This is a genomic window from Streptomyces sp. NPDC001634 (genome assembly GCF_040298185.1).
GTDB lineage: Bacteria > Actinomycetota > Actinomycetes > Streptomycetales > Streptomycetaceae > Streptomyces.
In genome coordinates, this window is sequence record NZ_JBEOZU010000003.1 from 126,834 (window position 1) to 144,822 (window position 17,989).

Annotated in this window: 11 protein-coding genes; 3 read left to right on the top strand and 8 right to left on the bottom strand. The window is 70.2% G+C overall.

Annotated features, from left to right (window positions below; translation table 11 throughout):
- Positions 1 to 32: 32 nt before the first annotated feature.
- The 8 genes from ABT186_RS03105 to ABT186_RS03140 form a co-directional block, all read right to left on the bottom strand.
- Complete coding sequence (locus ABT186_RS03105; RefSeq protein WP_351237516.1) at positions 33 to 857, bottom strand: SDR family NAD(P)-dependent oxidoreductase; 825 nt, start codon at positions 855 to 857, stop codon at positions 33 to 35.
- A complete protein-coding gene (locus ABT186_RS03110; RefSeq protein ID WP_351237518.1) occupies positions 854 to 1,735 on the bottom strand; it encodes an SDR family NAD(P)-dependent oxidoreductase in 882 nt (293 codons plus the stop codon). Before ABT186_RS03110 ends, ABT186_RS03105 begins: the two co-directional genes overlap by 4 nt.
- Positions 1,728 to 2,699 (bottom strand): ketoacyl-ACP synthase III, encoded by a 972-nt coding sequence (locus tag ABT186_RS03115; RefSeq protein ID WP_351237520.1) that lies wholly within the window; start codon positions 2,697 to 2,699, stop codon positions 1,728 to 1,730. Before ABT186_RS03115 ends, ABT186_RS03110 begins: the two co-directional genes overlap by 8 nt.
- 37 nt (positions 2,700 to 2,736) lie before the next feature.
- On the bottom strand, positions 2,737 to 3,792 hold the full coding sequence (locus ABT186_RS03120; protein WP_351237522.1) for a ketoacyl-ACP synthase III: 1,056 nt from the start codon (positions 3,790 to 3,792) through the stop codon (positions 2,737 to 2,739).
- On the bottom strand, positions 3,789 to 5,645 hold the full coding sequence (locus ABT186_RS03125; protein WP_351923339.1) for a CoA-transferase: 1,857 nt from the start codon (positions 5,643 to 5,645) through the stop codon (positions 3,789 to 3,791). Before ABT186_RS03125 ends, ABT186_RS03120 begins: the two co-directional genes overlap by 4 nt.
- Positions 5,642 to 6,931 (bottom strand): beta-ketoacyl-[acyl-carrier-protein] synthase family protein, encoded by a 1,290-nt coding sequence (locus ABT186_RS03130; RefSeq protein WP_351237910.1) that lies wholly within the window; start codon positions 6,929 to 6,931, stop codon positions 5,642 to 5,644. The genes ABT186_RS03125 and ABT186_RS03130 overlap by 4 nt, the downstream gene beginning before the upstream one ends.
- Before the next feature lie 304 nt (positions 6,932 to 7,235).
- Positions 7,236 to 7,973, bottom strand: a complete 738-nt coding sequence (locus ABT186_RS03135; protein WP_351237594.1) for an enoyl-CoA hydratase/isomerase family protein — start codon at positions 7,971 to 7,973, stop codon at positions 7,236 to 7,238.
- A gap of 6 nt (positions 7,974 to 7,979) precedes the next feature.
- Positions 7,980 to 8,573 (bottom strand): helix-turn-helix transcriptional regulator, encoded by a 594-nt coding sequence (locus ABT186_RS03140; RefSeq protein WP_351237596.1) that lies wholly within the window; start codon positions 8,571 to 8,573, stop codon positions 7,980 to 7,982.
- A gap of 1,045 nt (positions 8,574 to 9,618) precedes the next feature.
- On the opposite strand from ABT186_RS03140, the gene ABT186_RS03145 reads away from it, so the two are divergent.
- The 3 genes from ABT186_RS03145 to ABT186_RS03155 all read left to right on the top strand — a co-directional run bounded on the left by ABT186_RS03145 (position 9,619) and on the right by ABT186_RS03155 (position 17,843).
- Positions 9,619 to 9,828, top strand: coding sequence for a DUF5988 family protein (locus ABT186_RS03145; RefSeq protein WP_351237598.1), 210 nt, complete (start codon positions 9,619 to 9,621; stop codon positions 9,826 to 9,828).
- 197 nt (positions 9,829 to 10,025) lie between these two features.
- A complete protein-coding gene (locus tag ABT186_RS03150; RefSeq protein WP_351923396.1) occupies positions 10,026 to 11,309 on the top strand; it encodes a beta-ketoacyl synthase N-terminal-like domain-containing protein in 1,284 nt (427 codons plus the stop codon).
- Between the two features lie 54 nt (positions 11,310 to 11,363).
- The gene (locus ABT186_RS03155; RefSeq protein ID WP_351923341.1) at positions 11,364 to 17,843 is read left to right on the top strand and encodes a type I polyketide synthase; all 6,480 of its coding nucleotides are present in this window, start codon (positions 11,364 to 11,366) and stop codon (positions 17,841 to 17,843) included.
- The last annotated feature ends 146 nt before the right edge of the window (positions 17,844 to 17,989 follow it).

Here is a 17,989-nt window from a genome sequence, read left to right on the forward strand (position 1 = left end):
GGGGCCCCGTACCAGGGTGGTGGTCGCGCGGCTCACAGGGCACCTCCGTCCACGTTGACGGCCTGCCCGGTCATGCCTCCCGACAGGTCGGAGAGCAGATAAAGCACCAGGGTGGCGACCTCCTCGGGCCGTACCAGCCGGCGCAGGATCGTCGCGCCCACCGCGCGCCTCAGATAGCGTTCCCAGGTCAGATCGGGTGGGCCGTGGTACTTGGCGAGACTGGCCATGAATGCGTCCCCGTAGCGGCCGCCGTCCGTGGCCCCGGGGCTGTCCGTCAGCCCGGGGCAGACCGCGTTGACCCGGATCCCGAAGGCCCCGAGTTCGGCGGCCAGCGCCTGGGTGAGACCGTTGAGCGCGAACTTGGACGCGCAGTAGGAGGTGTTGGCGGGCAGTCCGCGCTTGCCCGCGACGGAGGACACCATGACGACACCGCCTCTGCGGCGCTCCATCATCCCGGGGACGACGGCGCGGGCCACCCGGAAGGCGCCCAGCAGATTGATGTCCAGGGGGGCCGTCCACTGTTCTTCCGTCTGGTCGCAGAGGAACGCCTGGTTACGGGCCTCACCGGCGCAGTGCACCAACTGGTCGACCGGCCCCAGCAGTTCCTCCGCCCGGCGGACGCCTTTTGCCACCGCCTCGCCGTCGGTGAGGTCGGCTGCGACTGCCACCGCCTGTCCGCCCTCGCTCCCGATCTCCTCGGCGAGCCGCTGCAGTTCCTTCTTGCTACGGGCGAGCAGCGCCACCTTGGCGCCGTGCGCAGCCAGCATCGTCGCGATGACGGTGCCGATACCGCTGCTGGCTCCCGTCACCAGGGTGATTCGTCCGTCCATGACATCCGTTGCGAAGCCGGTCTTCATGCTGATTCCACCGTTCGGTCGGTTGTGGCGAGGACACGCGCGGGCAGCCCTCCGGCGTCGATCTCCAGTACGGTCCCGGTCACCGAGGGGTTGTCGGCCACGAAGGCGACCGCCTCGGCCACGTGCTGCTCGTCGCACCAGCGGCGCAGCGGAATGTGCCGCCGTAGGTCGTCCATGTAGGCGGCGTGCCGGGCGCTGGCGGAGGTGCGCCTGCGCAGTGCGTCGCCGTCGAGCACTCCCGGGGCGACGGCCGCCACCCGGATCCCGTACTCGCCGAGTTCCGTCGCCCAGGTGCGGGTGAGTGACTCCACGCCTGCCTTGGCGGCGCAGTAGGCGGACTGCCCGTAGGCGCCGTGGCGGACCGTGGACGAGATGTTGACGATGGCGCCCCGGGTGCCGGCGGCGAGCATGGCCCTGGCTGCCGCCCGGCCCACCAGGAAGACACCCGTGAGGCAGAGCCGCACGGTCCCTTCGAAGTCCTCGACCGGGTGCGGGCTCAGCCTCGGTGTCCCGTTCTCACCCGACCGTACGCTCACCAGCCGATGCGAGTAGTTGCGACCCGCGTTGTTGACGCACAGGTCGAGGGGTGGCGCCTCGGCGGACAGATGGGCGAACAGGGCGTCGACGGACGCCTCGTCGGTGACGTCGGCGCGGAACGCGTGCAGGGTCAGGCCGTCGGCGGCGGCAGACTTCACGCAGGCGTCCAGATTGTCCTGGGAACGTGAGCAGATGACGGTGTGCCGTCCAGTGGCGGCGAGGCGGCGGGCGACGGTCGCGCCCAGGCCCTGGCTGCCGCCGGTGACCAGGGCCGTGCCGCGGAGGACTCCGGCCGGGCAGGAGCGTTGACGGTCAGGGGCGTTGATCTGTTGATCAGGCACGGAACAGCAACCCTCCGTAGAACCAGCCCGATCCCACGGTCGGGGTCAGGAAGAGGTCACCGGGCTTCATCCGGCCGTCCCGCGCCATTTCGGACAGCACGATCGGGATCGAGGCGCTGCCGGTGTTGGCGCGCTGCTCGAAGTTGGTGACGAACCGCTCGTCGGGGATGCCCAGCCGCTCCTGCACGGCACGGTGGAGCGCTTGTGTGCCGGGATGCGGTACGACCCAGTCGATGTCCGCCATTTTCAGCCCCGCACGGGCCAGCACCCGTCCCACCAGATCGGCGTGGGAGGCGACCGCGACATCCACCAGGGTCTTGCTGCTCTTGATCCAGCCCCTCGGCGGAAGGACGGTGACGGTTTCGCGGGCCGCGCCGTCGCTGATCAGCAGGGAATCCCACAACCCGTCCTCGCCCCGTGCCTCGCCCTTGACGAGCACCACGGCACCCGCCGCGTCACCGACCACGAGCTCCCCCCTGCTGCCGGGCCGTACCCGCCGGGAGAACTGCTCGGAGGAGACGACGACCGCCGTACGCCACCCGGGACGCGTCTTCAGCAGCGCCGCGGCGGTCTGCACTCCATGGACGAATCCGGTGCACGCCCCGCACACGTCGAAGGCCAACGCCTTCCCCGCGCCCAGGAGATGGGCCACCTGCGGTCCGTGCTCCGGCACGAACTGCCGGTCGGTCCAGTTGCTGAGGATCAGCAGGTCCGTGTCCGCGGCGTCCAGGCCGGCGTGCTCCAGGGCTTGGCCGGCCGCCCGGACGGCCATGAGGGGGACGGTCTCGTCCTCCTCGGCCACGTGCCGGGCGCTGACGCCGAGCGTGCCGATCACGGCTGTGTCGACCCCGTTGCCCTCGTGTGAGCCGTCATCGGTGGTCTCCACACGGGTGCGGGGATAGTAGTGGCCGTACCCCGCGAGGCGCAGACCGCTGCCGCGCCATGTCGATGTCTCGTCGTTCACTGTCTGTCCCCCGGTCGGGCCGGCGCCGTACGGCCGGTCATCGGTAGCGGAAGAGCATCGCGCCCCAGCTGAAGCCGCGGCCGATACCGATGGCGGCGAGCAGGTCGCCCGGCCGGACCCTGCCGGAACGCAGGTTCTCCGACAGGCAGCTGGGGATGCTGACACTGGAGGTGTTGCCGCGGGTCTGGATGTTGGTCAGGACCTTCTCGCGGGGAAGCCCGAGCGCCCCGCACACCTGTTTGATCATGTTCAGGTTGCCCTGGTGCGGAATGAACCAGTCGATGTCGTCCACGGTGAGGCCGTTGCGCTCCAGGATCTCCCGGCCGACCTGGGTCAGCAGTTCGGGGCCGAGCGCGCCGACCTGCCCGCCCCGCATCAGCATCTTGTCGTTCTCATCGATGTCGAAGGCGTCGAAGTACGAGCCGTCGGCGTGCAGGGCCACGTCGAGCAGCCCCCGGTGCTCGGGGTCGGCCGACCAGACCGCGGCCGCCGCACCGGCGCCGAAGAGCGCCGAGTAGCGGTAGTCGAAGTTGAGGATCGGCTTGGGGTTCTCGGCACAGACGACCAGGGCGTTGCGGAATCCGAGCGACGGCAGCAACGCACAGGCCGTCGCGCTGCTGTACATGAACCCGGCGCAGGCGACGGCGGTGACGTCGAAGCACATCGCGTGCCGCAGCCCGGCCTGGTGCTGCAACGGCAGTGAGATGTCCATGTATTTGTTGGTGGCGCTGGACGGATTGACGCGTGGCCGTGTGGTGGAGGTGGTGCCGATGAGCAGGTCGACGTCCTCGGGGGCCAGACCGGCGTCGGCCAGGGCGAGTTCCACGGCCCGGGCCGCCATCTCGACGGCGCGCTCCTTGTCCTCGGACGGCCAGTGGCGGCTGCGGATGCCGGTGTGCCGCTGGATCCAGGCGTCGTCGATGCCCAGCGCGTCGATCTGTTCGAAGTACGCGTTGGTGACCGGCTCACCGGGGAAGTAGTGGCCGATGCCGCTGAGCCGGGCCGGGGTGATCGCGGTGGGCGGCAACGGACGCCGGACAGCGGCGTCATGGGGTGCGGGGGTTGCGATGGATGCCGTACCGGTGGGGTTCATCGGTAGTGACCTTCCGGGTCCATGCTGCGGAGCAGTGTGAGTTCTTCGGGGGTGACGGGTTTCTCGTCGGCGGGTTCCGGCTCCGGCACACGCCACGAGGTGAGCCGCCGTACGGCCTCGGCGGGCGTGGCGGGCGGTGCCGCCTGCGTGCCCTCCCGGGAAGGCGCACCGTTCGTGAGCGGCGGCAGCCAGCGGGTGAGCCGGAACGGACTGCCGGCACCCGGCCTGGTGAAACGGCCGAACTGACTGACCACGTCCCGCACCCGATGGCCGGGGCTGGTGAGATGGGCGAGGGAGGTGACGTAGCGGCGGGGGGCGGCCTGGGCGACGACGAGGCAGTCCACCGCGGACGCGATGTCGTTGGCGCCGCCGGAGCCGGTGATCCACCGACCGGTGGGCAGCACCGTGGTGTTGATGTTGCCGTCCTCGTCGATCTCGGCGGCGCCGAGGACCCCCAGGCAGCGCGGGTTGGCGGCGACCGCACCGCCCAGCGTCTCGGGTATGCCGGCCAGCATCCGGGACCGGCCGGCATGGCGCTGGCTGAACAGGAAGACGTCACCGGGCACGGGGTCCATCGACTGCAGGCCGAGTTCGGCGGCGATCTCGACCCTGATCCCGCGGGCGGCCAGCAGTCTGGCGCCCAGCCAGGCAGCCATGTGCGAGGCGCCGATTCCGGCGAGGACGGTGTCGTAGCCGCGTTCCGCGACGAGGTCGGCGACGGCGCGGGCGCCGAGGACGATCAGCTGCTCCTGCTCGGTGGGCGGTGCCAGGGTGTCGGTCGGGGCGACGCCGACCGCGTGGTTTCCGGGCGGCGTTGTGACGCTGCCGGGCGCCGTGGCGTTTCCTGACGCCGTGGCGGTGCCGCGCGTCGCGGCGGGACCCGTACGGCCGCAGGTGTCGTCGGTCAGCCGCAGGGTGTCGCGGCGCTCCTTGCCGAGCCGGTCCAGATAGGCGTCATGGCCGCTCAGACCGCCGACCCAGGTCTCGTACCACTCCTGTGCCGTGTCCGCCGTCTTGCAGGCCCGGACGATGTCGGTGAGGAACGAGTAGTCGTCGAGATAGCCGGGGATCCCGGCGAGTCCGCTCGTGCGCAGCGACTGCGGATGGGCGCCCAGCGGCGCCTCGCACAGCCCCCGCACGCGCGCGGCGGGGATCACCACTCTGTCCGGCATTCCGGCGACGACCTCGTCGTCGACGATCGCCTCCACCGAGGCGAGCACGCCGTCGCGAGCGGCGTACGCGGACCAGGCGCCCTCACCCAGCGGAGGGCAGGCGACGACATTGCCGTGCCGGTCGGCGCACACCCCGTGGAAGAGGGTGAAGTCAGGGCGCAGGGGGCTCATCAGCGTCACCTGGCGTCCGGGGTCCTCGGGGTGCGGGACGGTGTGGAGCACCCCGTCCTTGCCGTCGCGCAGATCGGTCTCGGCAAGCATCGAGCCCGTGGTGGCGTAGGGCTGTCCGAGTGCCGCGGCCATCAGCCGCTGGGTGTAGCTGAGTAGCGACCAGAGCTCGACCTCGAAGGGCTGTCCGGAAGCGACGTCACGGTAGAGCCGATTGGGCCGGGGTGCCGGATAGGTGTCGCCGAGGAAGCCGGTGATGACCTTCCGCACGGCCCCCGACAGGGCGAGCGCATGGGCGTTGGAGTGGACGGCGGTGGTGCTCAGAGTGAGGCTCCGCGTGCCGGCGAAGACGCGGGCCACGGCATTGATCAGGGCATTGGGCCGGGACATGGTGGCAGCGGCGTGGACGTGTGTGCCGGGCACGACGAACGCACGGATCAGCTCGTCGGGACCGGAGGCGATGAAAGGGCCGGTGCCCGGCCGGGGCAGGGTCCGTTCGGCGAGGAGCGTCATGCCCGCTCCAGGGCCATGACGGACGTCTGGCTGCCGAAGGCGAACGACAGGGAGACGGCCAGGTCGAGTTCGGTGTCCCTGGGCCCGTCCGACACATGGTCGTAGGCGCACTCGGGGTCGGGGGTGGCGTGGTTGGCGGTCTTGGCGAGCCGCTGGTGATACAGCATCAGCGCGGTTGCGGCGACATTGATGATTCCGGCAACGCCGAAGGTGTGGCCGTAGATCGGTTTGTTGGAGCCGTGCGGCGGCAGGTCGGAGTCGTCGTGGCGGGGCAGGAGCTTCCTGAGAGCACGGCTTTCGGCGATGTCGTTGTTACGGGTGGCGGTGCCGTGCCCGCAGACGTAGCCGATCTCCTCCGGTTTGCGTCCCGCGTCGTTCAGGACACCGGTGACGACGGACGCGGTGACGTCGCCGCCCATGTCCATGGTGGTGCCGTGGGCCGCCTCGTTGAGCGCACGGTGGCCGAGGATCCGTGCGTAGACGCGCGCTCCGCGGGCCCGTGCCGAGGATTCCCGCTCCAGGCACAGCGTCATGGCGCCCTCGCCGAGCGCGAAGCCGCGGCGGGTGCGGTCGTAGGGGCGTACGGCCGTGGCGGGGTCGTCGCGCTCGGGGGAGAGCACACCGTTTCCGAGCGCGAGGTAGCAGCGTGCCACCTCGGCGAGGATGGGGAACTCGTGGCCCCCGACGAGTACTACGTCCGCGCCGGCGTCGCGCAGTTCGCGAAGGGCGAGGCCGATGGCGTGATGGCCGCCGACGCAGGCGCTGCTGATGGTGGTGACCAGGCCGCGGGCCCCCAGATGGATGGCTGACATCGTTGCCGGGCAACCGGCAAGCCCGCGGAACATGGCGCCGCTGTCGCCGTACGGATCGGTGGGCGCCGTACCGGTCATCGCGGACTGCCACCAGGCGAGAGGGCCGCGCGAGGAGGACTGGATGATGCTCAGCCGGTCGGCGGGCACCTGGCCCGGGGTGAGGCCCGCGTCCTTGTAGGCGTCGGCGACGGCCGACATGGTGGCCAGGATCTCCCTGCTGTACTTGGCCGCATGGGCGTCAGGAAGGTTCGGCAGATACGGCCGGTGGTCGAACGAGCGGAGCTGGGCGGCGACGTGGACGGGCATACCTTCGACGCCCGGGTCGAACCGGTCGAGGCGGTCGACCTGTGAGACGCCGTGGGAGACGTGATCCCAGAAGGTTGAGGCATCGGGGGCGTTCGGCAGGACGCACCCGATCCCGGTCAGGACAATCGGATCCGGATGACCTGCAGAGAACTTTCGGTGACTGACCATGCACTGACAGTAATCACAGCTACTGGGCCCACGGGATTGCCGCCAGGTACTCAATGCCCTTGGTGAACGATGACCGCAGGTACTCAACCTCCGGGCGGCTGCCGTTGCCGTGGGCCGTCGTAGCGCGTCCGCCGAGGCGGCGGCCCCGAGGTCGGGTCGCAGCGCGCACACAAGTGGGACGGCCGTCCCGGTGGATTCCCGGGACGGCCGTCCATGGCGGCGCGACCCCATAGCGGCCCAGCGCCGGCCTCGCGGTTGCCCGCGGGGGCGGCACAAGGGCAAAGCCGCGCGCCGTTCCTTGCGTTCAGTTCTTTCGGGACGCCGCCTCCCACCAGAAGCCGCTTTCGAGGCCGAGCGCCGCCGGCCGGTCCAGATGGCCGGAGTCCCGCAGCAGTCGCACTGCGGCTGTCAGCAACTCCGGTTCGATCCGGGCCAGTCGGCCGGCGATGCCCAGCGCCGTGGCAAGTGCCGAGCCGTCTTCCGTGACCCGGTCGACGGCACCGGATCCCGCCAGTTCGCGTGCGCTGATGAACTCACCGGTCAGCAGCATTCTGGCGGCAACTCCGCGGCCGGCCCTGCGGATCAGTGAGTGAGCCGCTCCGCCGCCGGGGACGGCACCGATCCCCAGCTCCGGCAGGCCGAACAGTGCGCCGCCGCCGGCCACCACCAGGTCGCAGGCAAGGGCCAGTTCGAGTCCGCCGCCCAGCGCATACCCCTCGACGGCGGCGAACACGGGGAAGGGGGCTTGATGGAGCACGGAGAACACGGCGGTGAAGTGCGCCCGGCGCTCGGCGCGCAGGGACAGGTCTCCCCAGGCGGGCTCCTTGGTGTCCGCGCCGCTGCAGAACGAGCGACCCGCGCCCGTCACAAGAAGGCAGCGTGGACGGTCCTCCGCACCGGCCTGCGTCAGCTCGGTCAGCTGCCGGGCCAGCCGGCTCAACAAAGCCCCCGACATGGCGTTGTGACGATCGGGCCGGTTCAGGGTGAGGACGGCCACCGCACCGCCTCCGGTGAGGATCACTGGTTGTTCTTCGGTCGTCATATCGCCTCACTCTCGGATGCCACCCAGGTACCGCCGCGGCATACCCGGGCGTACGGTGCGGGAAGCGGGTCCGTACGCCTGGAACAGCTCCTTGCGCCCGGACACCCCGACCTTGCGGAAGACCCGGCTCGCGTAGTTCTTGACGGTCTGGCGGGTGAGGAACAACTCCTGGGCGATCTCCTCGTTGGAGCGACGCATCAGCAGCAACTGCAGGACCTGCTCCTCACGGTTGCTCAGCTTCGCCGGCCGCCGCTCGCTCCGCGACCGCTCCTCGCGGGCCTTCGGCTCCTGGCTGTCCTCGCGGTCGTCCCCCAGATGCCAGAAGGCCCGCCCACTGGACACGTCATGCAGACCTTTCACGATGTTCTCCGGCGGACACGAGTCATGGACGAATGCCGCTGCACCGGCTCTGATCGAATCCGCAACGGACTGCGGGGTGTTGTCCCGGCTGTACATCACCACGCGCGTGTTCCATGCGGAAAGACTGCTCCTCAGGAACTCCTGGCAGGTGTACCACTGCTCGTATTCGACGAGGAGGATGTCGGGCCTTGCGCTCCTTATCAACGGAACCGCGTCGCCGAGACGCAGGCCGCTGCCCATCACCGTGAATCCTGGATTGTCCCGAAAAAGGTCGAGCAGCGCCTTACGAATCAGCGGGGAAGAATGAAGTATGAAAAGGCTGCACCTTGCTTCTCCAGTCACGTGAGAACCCCTGTACTCAACCGTGTGGTGCACTGCCGTGACAGGGCGCGGCTCCCCCCGGGCACGTTCAGTTCTTTCTGAATTCATTCAAAATCGCACCCATGACACCGCCTCGTCCGGTGACGGGCTGGACGCGCTTCAGGCTGGAGCGGAGGCAGGCGGTCGCCCCGGGCGATACACCCGGGTGCCCATGGGGACCGAGTGTCCACGTGGGCAGGCGATGAAAGCCTTGCGAAGACCCGGCCTCGGAGTGTCCGCGGTTATCGACAGGTGGATGAACTCCAAGAGCTCGTCACTCTCCGCAATGCCGACGCCTGTGCATTGACATGCCTTTCGAGCGAAGACATTGCATGACCCTCTCCCCATTACACCGCTCCCTGCCGCCAGCATAGCAGCGCGTTTCGATGGTCGGGCACATCCATTTCAGCCATTCACGACCGGATCACGCTCGACAACCGTTTCCGCATACGAGTTCCTATAAAGATGAATATATTATTGACAGTCGAAACGGGAGTCCCCGAGGTCGAACACGGGGAGCAGATCCAGCACGCGCAGTGACGAGGGAGGCGCCGAAGCGGCCTCCCTTCCGGCCGGCGGTCTACGCGCGCGGCCCCCACGACCAACTGGCTTTTCTCGAGCCCGACGCAGCCCTGTATCGCTGCTGACGGCTCACCTGCCTCACCACGCAGGGCAACGGCCGCACTCCCGACGCCCGGCCGGAGGTGTGCGCCGGAGCACCGTCCGACCTGCAGGCAGCTCGTTTGCACAGCGATTAACACGCGGAAAGAGTTTTCGATCGCACGCCCTTCTCGCGCTCCTATGCCCCGCTTCTGTCGGCATTTTGCCAGGTCCTAAGTTAGGAAGGCTCTTTGAACTGCTCTTACCAGAGCCACATCCGACCGGCTTTTCTCATCCTTTCCACGTCGCACGAGGTGATACTCCCATGTCCTCCATCAGTCTCGTGTTACTCAAAGGCGGTCCGAGCGGTGCTCCACAGGTGGTGCAGGCGCCGTGCGGCGGAACAGGAGTTCCGGTGAAGATCGCTTATTGGGGCGGATACGAGCACTACGAATTCACCGGCGAGTTCATCGATATCGGTGAGGGCCCGATGCCGGTGTACCGCTGGACGCGCCATCAGCCCGGAGCGGAATAGCCCGGGCGTCGACTCCGCGGCGACGGCAATGAGTGGACTCACAGAAAAAAACCGGTGCCGCGCCCTGCTTTCCGGTCGTGGCGCCAGCGCACCATCAACCGCCCTTGGAGGTCAAGATGAGCAACTCCCTTTGCTCGCCACCAGAACGCGAGACATCCACAGGACCGGTCCGCGGCGGAGCGAGCGCGCGGGACGTCATGGTCACCGGCATGGGGTTCTGCCTGCCGGGCAGCAGCCAGCCGGTCTTCACCGCGGACGACGTCTGGGATGTCGCGTCCCGTGGGGCGTCATGCCTCGCGCACGGTGAGGTGTACTACGGCGCCGTCGACCTGTCACAGGCCATGTTCGATGCACGGCTGCCTGACATCCCGCCGGCGTTCTCCCGGCACTACACCAACGCCCACAGGTTCGGGCTGGTCTCCCTGGTGGAGGCCTGCGCCGATGCCGGGCTGGACTTCCGCGCGGGTGACCTGACGGGGGCGGCCGTTCTGGCCGGGCGTGGCGGGGTGGACACCAATGTCGGTCCTTACATGGCGGTGCTCGAGGCCGATCCGCTGACGACCAGCCCGCAGGAGGCGATGGAACTGTTCGTGCGGGGCCAGCAGGGCCTCACACCGTCCGACGTCTCCCTGGTGCAAGGCGCGCTCATAAGGTCGACCGGCCCGTCCTTCACCGTGTCCTGCGGCTGCGCCTCGTCCGCGGTGCAGGTGGGCAACGCTCAGCGGATGATCGCGGCGGGTGTGGTCGACCTGGCTGTCGTGTCGGGCGTGGACCTCTTCGGCGTGGACGTGATCCTGAATGTCCAGCGGCTGCTGCGCTCCGCCCAGGGTGCGTACGAGGCCGTCCGGGTCGACGGCATGCCGGAACTCCTGCCGTCCTTCGACCGCCTGATGCGCCCGTACGACCGCCGTGCGGACTGTGTGAACCACGGGGAGGGCGCGGCAACCCTCATCCTGGAGTCCCGCAAGCACGCAGACGACCGAGGCGCAGGCGTTCATGGTCAGGTGCTGGCTCATGCCATGACCCGCGACGGCCTGGTGAATCCCCTGGCGAGCGACGACAGCGGAGCCGCGCTGGTGGATGCCGTCCGCCAGTGTCTGGGAGACCGGTGGGACATATCGCAGGTGCCCTACATCCACGGCGGCAGCGACGGTGACGTGGTGGTCACCGCCTTCGAGGCGAACGCGGCCAAACAGCTCTACGGCCCGAACAGCGACCTGGTGATGACCTCGCAGGAGGCCTGCTTCGGTCACAACGGCGCGCCGGCGGGCTGTGTCGGGGTGGCGCTGAGTCTGCTGATGATGGAGCGGGGCCAGGTGTGTCCCACGGCGAACTGCGAAGAGCCCGCCGACGGGCTGCCGTTCGATCCCGTTCCCGGCACGAGCAGCAGGCCTCTCGACTTCGACTACGCGCTGACCTGCAACTACCAGATCGGCGGCGTGAAGAGCGTGATTCTCCTCGGCAGCCCGGACGCCGTCTGACGGCGGCGCGGCACAGCAATCCGACGACGACAGGAGAGGGAGGAGCTCGTGGGAATGAACGAGCAGGGTTCAGCAGCCGATGGGGGCGGACTCATCGCGGTCGTCGGCATGGGTTGCCGGCTGCCCGGGGACGTCGACTCCCCCGCTGCCTTGTGGCGGCTGCTGGCCGCCGGCCGCGACGCGGTCGGAGAGCCACCGGCCACGCGCACGGACATCGGGCGGGTGCGTGATGCCGCACTGCCCCGGCAGGGCGGTTGGCTGAGGGACGTCTCGGGTTTCGACGCGGCGTTCTTCGGTGTCTCCGGACGGGAGGCGGACGTACTCGACCCCCAGCACCGGCTGTTGCTGGAGGTGTCCTGGGAAGCACTCGAGCATGCGGGACTGCCACCCGACCGACTCGTGGGAACGTCCACCGGGGTGTTCACGGGGCTGAGTTACACCGACTACATGGACAGCCTCGCCGGGCACCCCAAGGAGCTGGAGGGGGCGGTCCTGACGAATGGTCACTGCGTCGCGCCGGGCCGCATCTCCTACCTGCTCGGGCTGCAGGGGCCGTCGGTGGCACTGGACACCGCGTGCTCGTCCTCATTGGTCGCCCTGCACCTCGCGGGCCAGGCCCTGCAGAACGGGGAGTGCGATCTCGCGCTGGCGGGGGGTGTCACCCTGATGCTTGCCTCCAGGACGACGCGGTCGTTCGTACGGATGGGCATGCTCTCTCCGACGGGCCGCTGCCGCGCGTTCGATGCCTCGGCAGACGGCTTCGTACGGAGTGAGGGCTGCGCGGTTGTCGTCCTGAAGCGTCTGCAGGACGCCGTGCGGGAGGGTGACCGGGTGCTGGCCGTGGTCCGGGGCTCGGCCGTGAACCAGGACGGCCGGTCGGACGGCCTTGCCGCGCCGTCGGCGGCGGCCCAGGAGGCACTGTTCCGCCAGGCGCTGGCCCGTGCCGGGGTCGACCCCGGCGAGGTGGGCATGATCGAGGCGCACGGCACGGGCACCCCCGTCGGCGATCCGGTGGAGTTCACGAGTCTGGCCCGCGTCTACGGCAAGGGGCGGGACCGCTGTGCGCTGGGTTCGGTGAAGTCCAATCTGGGGCACCTGGAACCCGCGGCGGGCGTTACCGGTCTGGTGAAGGCGGTGTTGTGCCTTGGGCAGGGTGTCGTCCCGCCGAGCCTGCACTTCACCTGCTGGAACCCGGCCATCGCCTCCGAGAACACTCGCTTCTTCGTGCCCGACCGACTGACGGACTGGCCCACGAGGACGCCGTCCCGGCTCGCTTCCGTCTCCTCGTTCGGGTTCTCCGGCACGAACGCCCACGTGGTGCTGGAACAGGCGCCGGCCACAGCCGTGCGCCGCTCACCCGGCACGCGTCCTGGCCGGGCGCGCGCCGTGGGCGTGGAATCGCATGTCCTGCTGGTGCCTGCCGGTTCGGCAGACGTGTTGCCCACGGCGGCGCGGCGGCTGGCGGACTGGCTGGAGGGCGAGGGCACGAACGTGCCACTCGGCGATGTCGCCCACACCCTCGCGCTGCGCCGCCCGGCCGGATGCGGACGGCTCGGCGTGGTGGCGTCCTCGCGCCCGGCGTTCGTCAGCGCCCTGCGGTCGTACGCCGCCGGGCAGGCCGTACCGGGCGTGGTGTCGGGGGCAGTGGCGGCCGGTGTGTGCCGGCGGCCGGTGTGGGTGTTTTCCGGACAGGGCTCCCAATGGCCGGGCATGGCCCGCGACTTCCTCGTGCACGAACCGGCGTTCGCCGCCGCCCTGGCCGAAGCCGACCCGCTGATCGCCGCCGAGGCCGGCTTCTCCGTACTGGACGTCGTACGGGAGGGCCGGGAGGTGACCGGGTGCGGACGTGTGCAGCCGGTGCTGTTCGCCGTGCAGACCGCCCTGGCCGCCACATGGCGGGCCTACGGTGTGGAGCCCGCCGGGGTCGTGGGCCACTCGATGGGCGAGGTCGCCGCCGCCGTCGTCGCGGGGGCGTTGTCCCTGCAGGACGGCGTCCGGGTGATCTGCCGGCGCTCCGCCCTGCTGACCCGCATCGCGGGCGCCGGTGCCATGGCGACCGTCGCGCTGGGCCGTGCCGAGGTGCAGGCGGAACTGGCATCCGCCGACGCCTCCGCATCGGTCTCCGTCGCGGTCCTGGCCGCACCCGGGTCCACTGTCGTGGCCGGCGACACGGCCACGGTGGAACGCCTGGTCGAGCATTGGGACGCCCGGGACGTTGCCGCCCGCCTCATAGCGGTGGACGTCGCCTCGCACTCCCCCCAGGTGGAGCCGCTGCTACCCGAACTGGCGGCAGCACTTGCCGACCTGACACCCCGCCCGCCCGCCGTACCGTTCTATTCCACGGTGCTGGACGACCCTCGTGCGGCCCCTGCCTTCGACGCAGAGTACTGGTGCCACAACCTGCGCCGCCCCGTGCAATTCGCTGACGCGGTCCGTACGGCCGCCCAGGACCGGCACACGGCGTATGTGGAGGTGTCCCCGCATCCCGTCGTCACGCAGGCCATCGCGGGCAGCCTGAGAGGACTTGTCGACGCCCCCGTCGTGGTGCCCACTCTTCGACGGGAGGAGAACGGGCGGGCCACCTTCCGCACCCAGCTCGCCGCCCTGCACTGCGCCGGTGTACCCGTCAACTGGGCCGTCCTCCACGGAGGCGGCTCCCTGGCCGATGTGCCCACCATCGCCTTCGACCGCAAACAGCACTGGGTGGATCCGGGCGACCGGCCCGATGACGGCAGGTCCACGGCGGCACCCGGCCTCTCGGCGGACTCCGCGCCGGGCGGCACACAGAGTTCCCTCCCCGGAGTTCACGGGAGAATACCGGGCCGTCCCGTCCGGCACACCTGGTGGGGAGAGGCGGGGACACGCGCCCACCCGTGGCTGGCCGACCATCAGGTGAACAACGCGGTGGTGCTGCCCGGAGCCGCCTACTGCGCCCTTGCCCTGACCGCCGCCTGCCAGGCCTTCGACGCACCGCCGCGCCATGTGGAGGTCAGCGACATCGCCTTCCATGAGCTGCTTGCACTGGCGGACCGCTCCGAGATCACCATGACGGCGGACCTGTCCGCCCGGGGCCGCGCCACCTGCGAGATCTTCGCGCGTGCCGACGGCGACGAGGACGGTCCGGATGACAACGACGAGGCGCAGTGGGTGCTGCACGCCAGTGCAACCCTGAGTTCGGGCAGGTCACCACGCGAACCCGCGCCCGTCCCCGTGCACGCCCTGATTCCGGAACACCCGGTGGTCCTGTCTGCGGCCACCGTGTACCAGCGCCTGCGCTCGCGCGGCCTGTACCACGGATCGGCGTTCGCGGGGATCGGCGAACTGCGTCTGTCACCCACGGGCGACAGCGTCTGGGCACGCGTCGCCGTCCCGGCCGCGGCCGGTCCGACACCGGGCTCCCTGTGCGTCCATCCCGTGCTCGTCGACCTGTGCGCACAGCTTGCAGTGGCATCGCTGCTACGCGACGAGGCTGCGGGCGGCCTGGTCCTCCCGGTCGGCGCGGGATCGCTGAGAATCCACGGTGATCTCGGCGCGATCGTGCAGGGGCACGCGAAGATCACGCAGAAACAGCCTGGTGGGATCGTCGCGGACGTACGCCTGCTGACCGGTGACGGCCGTACCGTGATGGCCCTGAACGGGCTGCGCTTCCGGCACCACGAAGTCAACGAGGACACCGCCGTCGACCGGTGGTTCTACGCCGTCGACTGGCAGCCCGCGCCCACCGCCGAAGCGTTGCCCGCCACGACGGCGGGGTCCGCGGCGGCCGGTGCCTGGCTGGTGGTCGGCGATCGCGGGACCCGGGCGGAGGCACTCGCCGACGCACTTCGCGCGTCCGGTGCCCGCGCCCGGGTCGCCGCCCTGCCGGAGAGCGAGCACCGCGTCCCCGCACTGCGCTCCATGATGGCCGAGCGGGAACTGACCGATCCGCCGGGCGCCGTGGTGTTCCTGTGCGCGCCGGGCGACGGACCGGAGGTGTCCGGCGTCGTACGGGCGGCTTCCGGGCAGGCACCGGGCTCCGAGGCACCGGTTGTCGATCCCACGGTGGACGCCCTGCAGCGCACCCAGCGGCTCCTGGGCGTCGTCCAGGCGGTCGCGAACTGCTCCCCTTCACCGAGGCTGTACGTCGTCACGCAGGGCGCCCGCGCCGTAGAAGCGGGTGAGATGCCCGATCCCGCCCAGAGCCCGGTCCGCGGCCTGGTACGTGTACTGGCGCACGAGCACCCGGAACTGGATCCGACCCTTCTCGACATGGGACGGTCCGACGACGACCTGCGGCAGACCGCCGGCCTCCTGCTGGGCGGCGTACCCGGAGACGAGACGGCGGTACGGGGTGCGGAGCGCCGCGTGGCCCGGCTCGTCCCCGCCCCCCTGACGGACACCGAACGCCTGACCGCGACCGCCCGCAGGGTGCGCTACGGGGTGGACCGCTTCCGGTTGCGCGCAAGCCGCCCCGGAGATCTGCTCTCCCTGCACCTCGCGGTGGGCCGGGAGCGCCCGCCGGGCCCGGGAGAAGTGGAGCTCCAGGTCGCCGCGGCGGGAGTGAACTTCCGCGACGTCCTTACCGTCATGGGACTCCTGCCTGCCGCGGAGCCAAGTGCGGGCGGCGGCGACCGTATCGGTTTCGAGTGCACGGGGACGGTGACCGCTGTCGGCCCGGGCGTCGGGCACGTTCGCGCCGGGGACACCGTCCTGGCCGTGGATCTCGCCGGTGGCGCCTTCGGTTCGTTCACCACGGTCCGCGCCGACGCCGTGGTCCCCTTGCCACCCGGCGTCGACGCCGTGGCCGCGGCCGGCATCCCGACGGCGTATCTCACCGCCTGGTACGCCCTGCGGCATGTGGCGCACCTCGCCGAGGGCGAACGCGTACTCATCCACTCCGCCACCGGAGGTACGGGCCTGGCGGCTGTCGCCGTCGCCCGGTATCTGGGGGCCGAAGTACTCGCCACGGCCGGGAACGACGAGAAACGCGGGTATCTGCGCGGCATGGGCGTACGCCACGTCATGGACTCCCGGTCACTGGACTTCACCGAACAGGCCCGTGAGGCGACGGGAGGCAAGGGCGTCGACGTCGTGCTCAACTCACTGTCGGGGCCGGCGATCCGGGCGGGCCTGGAGACACTGCGCCCCTTCGGCCGGTTCGTCGAACTGGGTGTCCGTGACATCCTCGCCGACACCACTCTCGGGCTGGCACCGTTCCGGCACAACGTCACCTTCAGCAGTGTCGATCTCATCGAGCTCCAGCAGAACCGTCCGAAGGTGTTCCACGACCTCTTGGACGAGGTCATGGACCTGTTCGCCGCGGGCGCCCTCCAGGCGCTGCCGCACCAGGAGTTCCCGTTGGCCCGGGCCACGGACGCGTTCCGTCTCATGGCGGGCGCCGGCCACATCGGCAAGCTCGTCCTGACCGTGCCCGAACACGGGGAGACGACTGCCATGCACGCCGAGCCGCCCTCGCCGGTCCGCTGCGACGGCGCGTACATCGTCACCGGGGGACTGCGCGGAGTCGGCCTGGCCACGGCGGCACGCCTGGCCGAACTGGGCGGCGGGCACATCGTCCTCAACGGCCGTACGCCGCCCGGCGATGCCGCCGAAGCCGAGCTGGCCCGGCTGCGTGCCGGCGGTGCCCGCATCTCCGTCGAACTGGGTGACGTCTCGCGGCCCGGGGTGGCCGAACGGCTCGTGTCCGCCGCCACAGCAGACGGGTTGAAGCTGCGGGGAGTGGTGCACTCGGCGATGGTGCTCGACGACGCCGTGGTCACCAACATCACCGACGAACAGCTGGAACGCGTCTGGCGGCCCAAAGTCACAGCGGCCTGGCGACTCCACGAGGCCCTCGCGGGGCACACGGCCGACTGGTTCGTGCTGTACTCGTCCATGGCTTCGCTGCTGGGCAACCCTGGCCAGGGCGCATACGCCGCCGCCAACGCCTGGCTGGATGGCTTCGCGGCCTGGCGGAGCGCCCAAGGGCTGCCCACCCTGGCCGTCAACTGGGGGCCGTGGGGACAGACCGGCGTCGCAACCGGCTTCGCCGACCGGGGCTACGAGACCATCGGCACCAAAGCCGGCCTGCGCGCCCTCGAGGCACTGCTCGCCCATCGGCGGGTGACGGCCGGTGTCCTGCCCGGCCCACCCGAATCCTGGATCCTGCCCAAGGTCCGCAGCTCCCCCTTCTTCGCGGACCTCGTGGACGGTCAGGGGGCTCACGACACCGCACCAGCAACCGGCAAGCCAGTCACGGGAACCGACATCCGTGCCCACCTGACAGGGCTCGACTCCGCTCTCGCCCGGCGAACGGCTCTGGAGGCCTATCTCGCCGACGAGATGGGCATCGTCCTCCAGTCCGGCAGCGCACGGCTGGATCCGCAGACACCGCTGCGCAGTCTCGGCTTCGACTCACTGCTGTCCATGGAACTGCGCACCCGGCTGCAGGCGGGCCTCGGCATCAAACTCGCCAACGACTTCGTGTGGAAACACCCCACCATCGCGGCGCTCGCCACCGGCCTGGCCCACAAGATGGGGGTGGACCTGACTTGAACAACTGCCGCGGGTCGGGAGTCACCACGACCGCAACTGGTGAACGCCTGACCCCGGCACGAAAACCCCGCTCCCGCCACCGGGACAGGCCGCGCCCTCACCGGCCTGTCCCGGCCCGCCTTCGGGTGGGTTTCAGCGCGGCTGGG

Excerpts from the sequence above, each read along its gene's own strand:
- ABT186_RS03135 (WP_351237594.1), bottom strand. The coding sequence starts at position 7,973 with ATGACGACCGAAGAACAACCAGTGATCCTCACCGGAGGCGGTGCGGTG.
- ABT186_RS03155 (WP_351923341.1), top strand. The coding sequence starts at position 11,364 with ATGAACGAGCAGGGTTCAGCAGCCGATGGGGGCGGACTCATCGCGGTC.
- ABT186_RS03150 (WP_351923396.1), top strand. The coding sequence starts at position 10,026 with ATGGTCACCGGCATGGGGTTCTGCCTGCCGGGCAGCAGCCAGCCGGTC.
- ABT186_RS03125 (WP_351923339.1), bottom strand. The coding sequence starts at position 5,645 with ATGACGCTCCTCGCCGAACGGACCCTGCCCCGGCCGGGCACCGGCCCT.
- ABT186_RS03105 (WP_351237516.1), bottom strand. The coding sequence starts at position 857 with ATGAAGACCGGCTTCGCAACGGATGTCATGGACGGACGAATCACCCTG.
- ABT186_RS03130 (WP_351237910.1), bottom strand. The coding sequence starts at position 6,931 with ATGGTCAGTCACCGAAAGTTCTCTGCAGGTCATCCGGATCCGATTGTC.
- ABT186_RS03120 (WP_351237522.1), bottom strand. The coding sequence starts at position 3,792 with ATGAACCCCACCGGTACGGCATCCATCGCAACCCCCGCACCCCATGAC.
- ABT186_RS03140 (WP_351237596.1), bottom strand. The coding sequence starts at position 8,573 with ATGGGCAGCGGCCTGCGTCTCGGCGACGCGGTTCCGTTGATAAGGAGC.
- ABT186_RS03145 (WP_351237598.1), top strand. The coding sequence starts at position 9,619 with ATGTCCTCCATCAGTCTCGTGTTACTCAAAGGCGGTCCGAGCGGTGCT.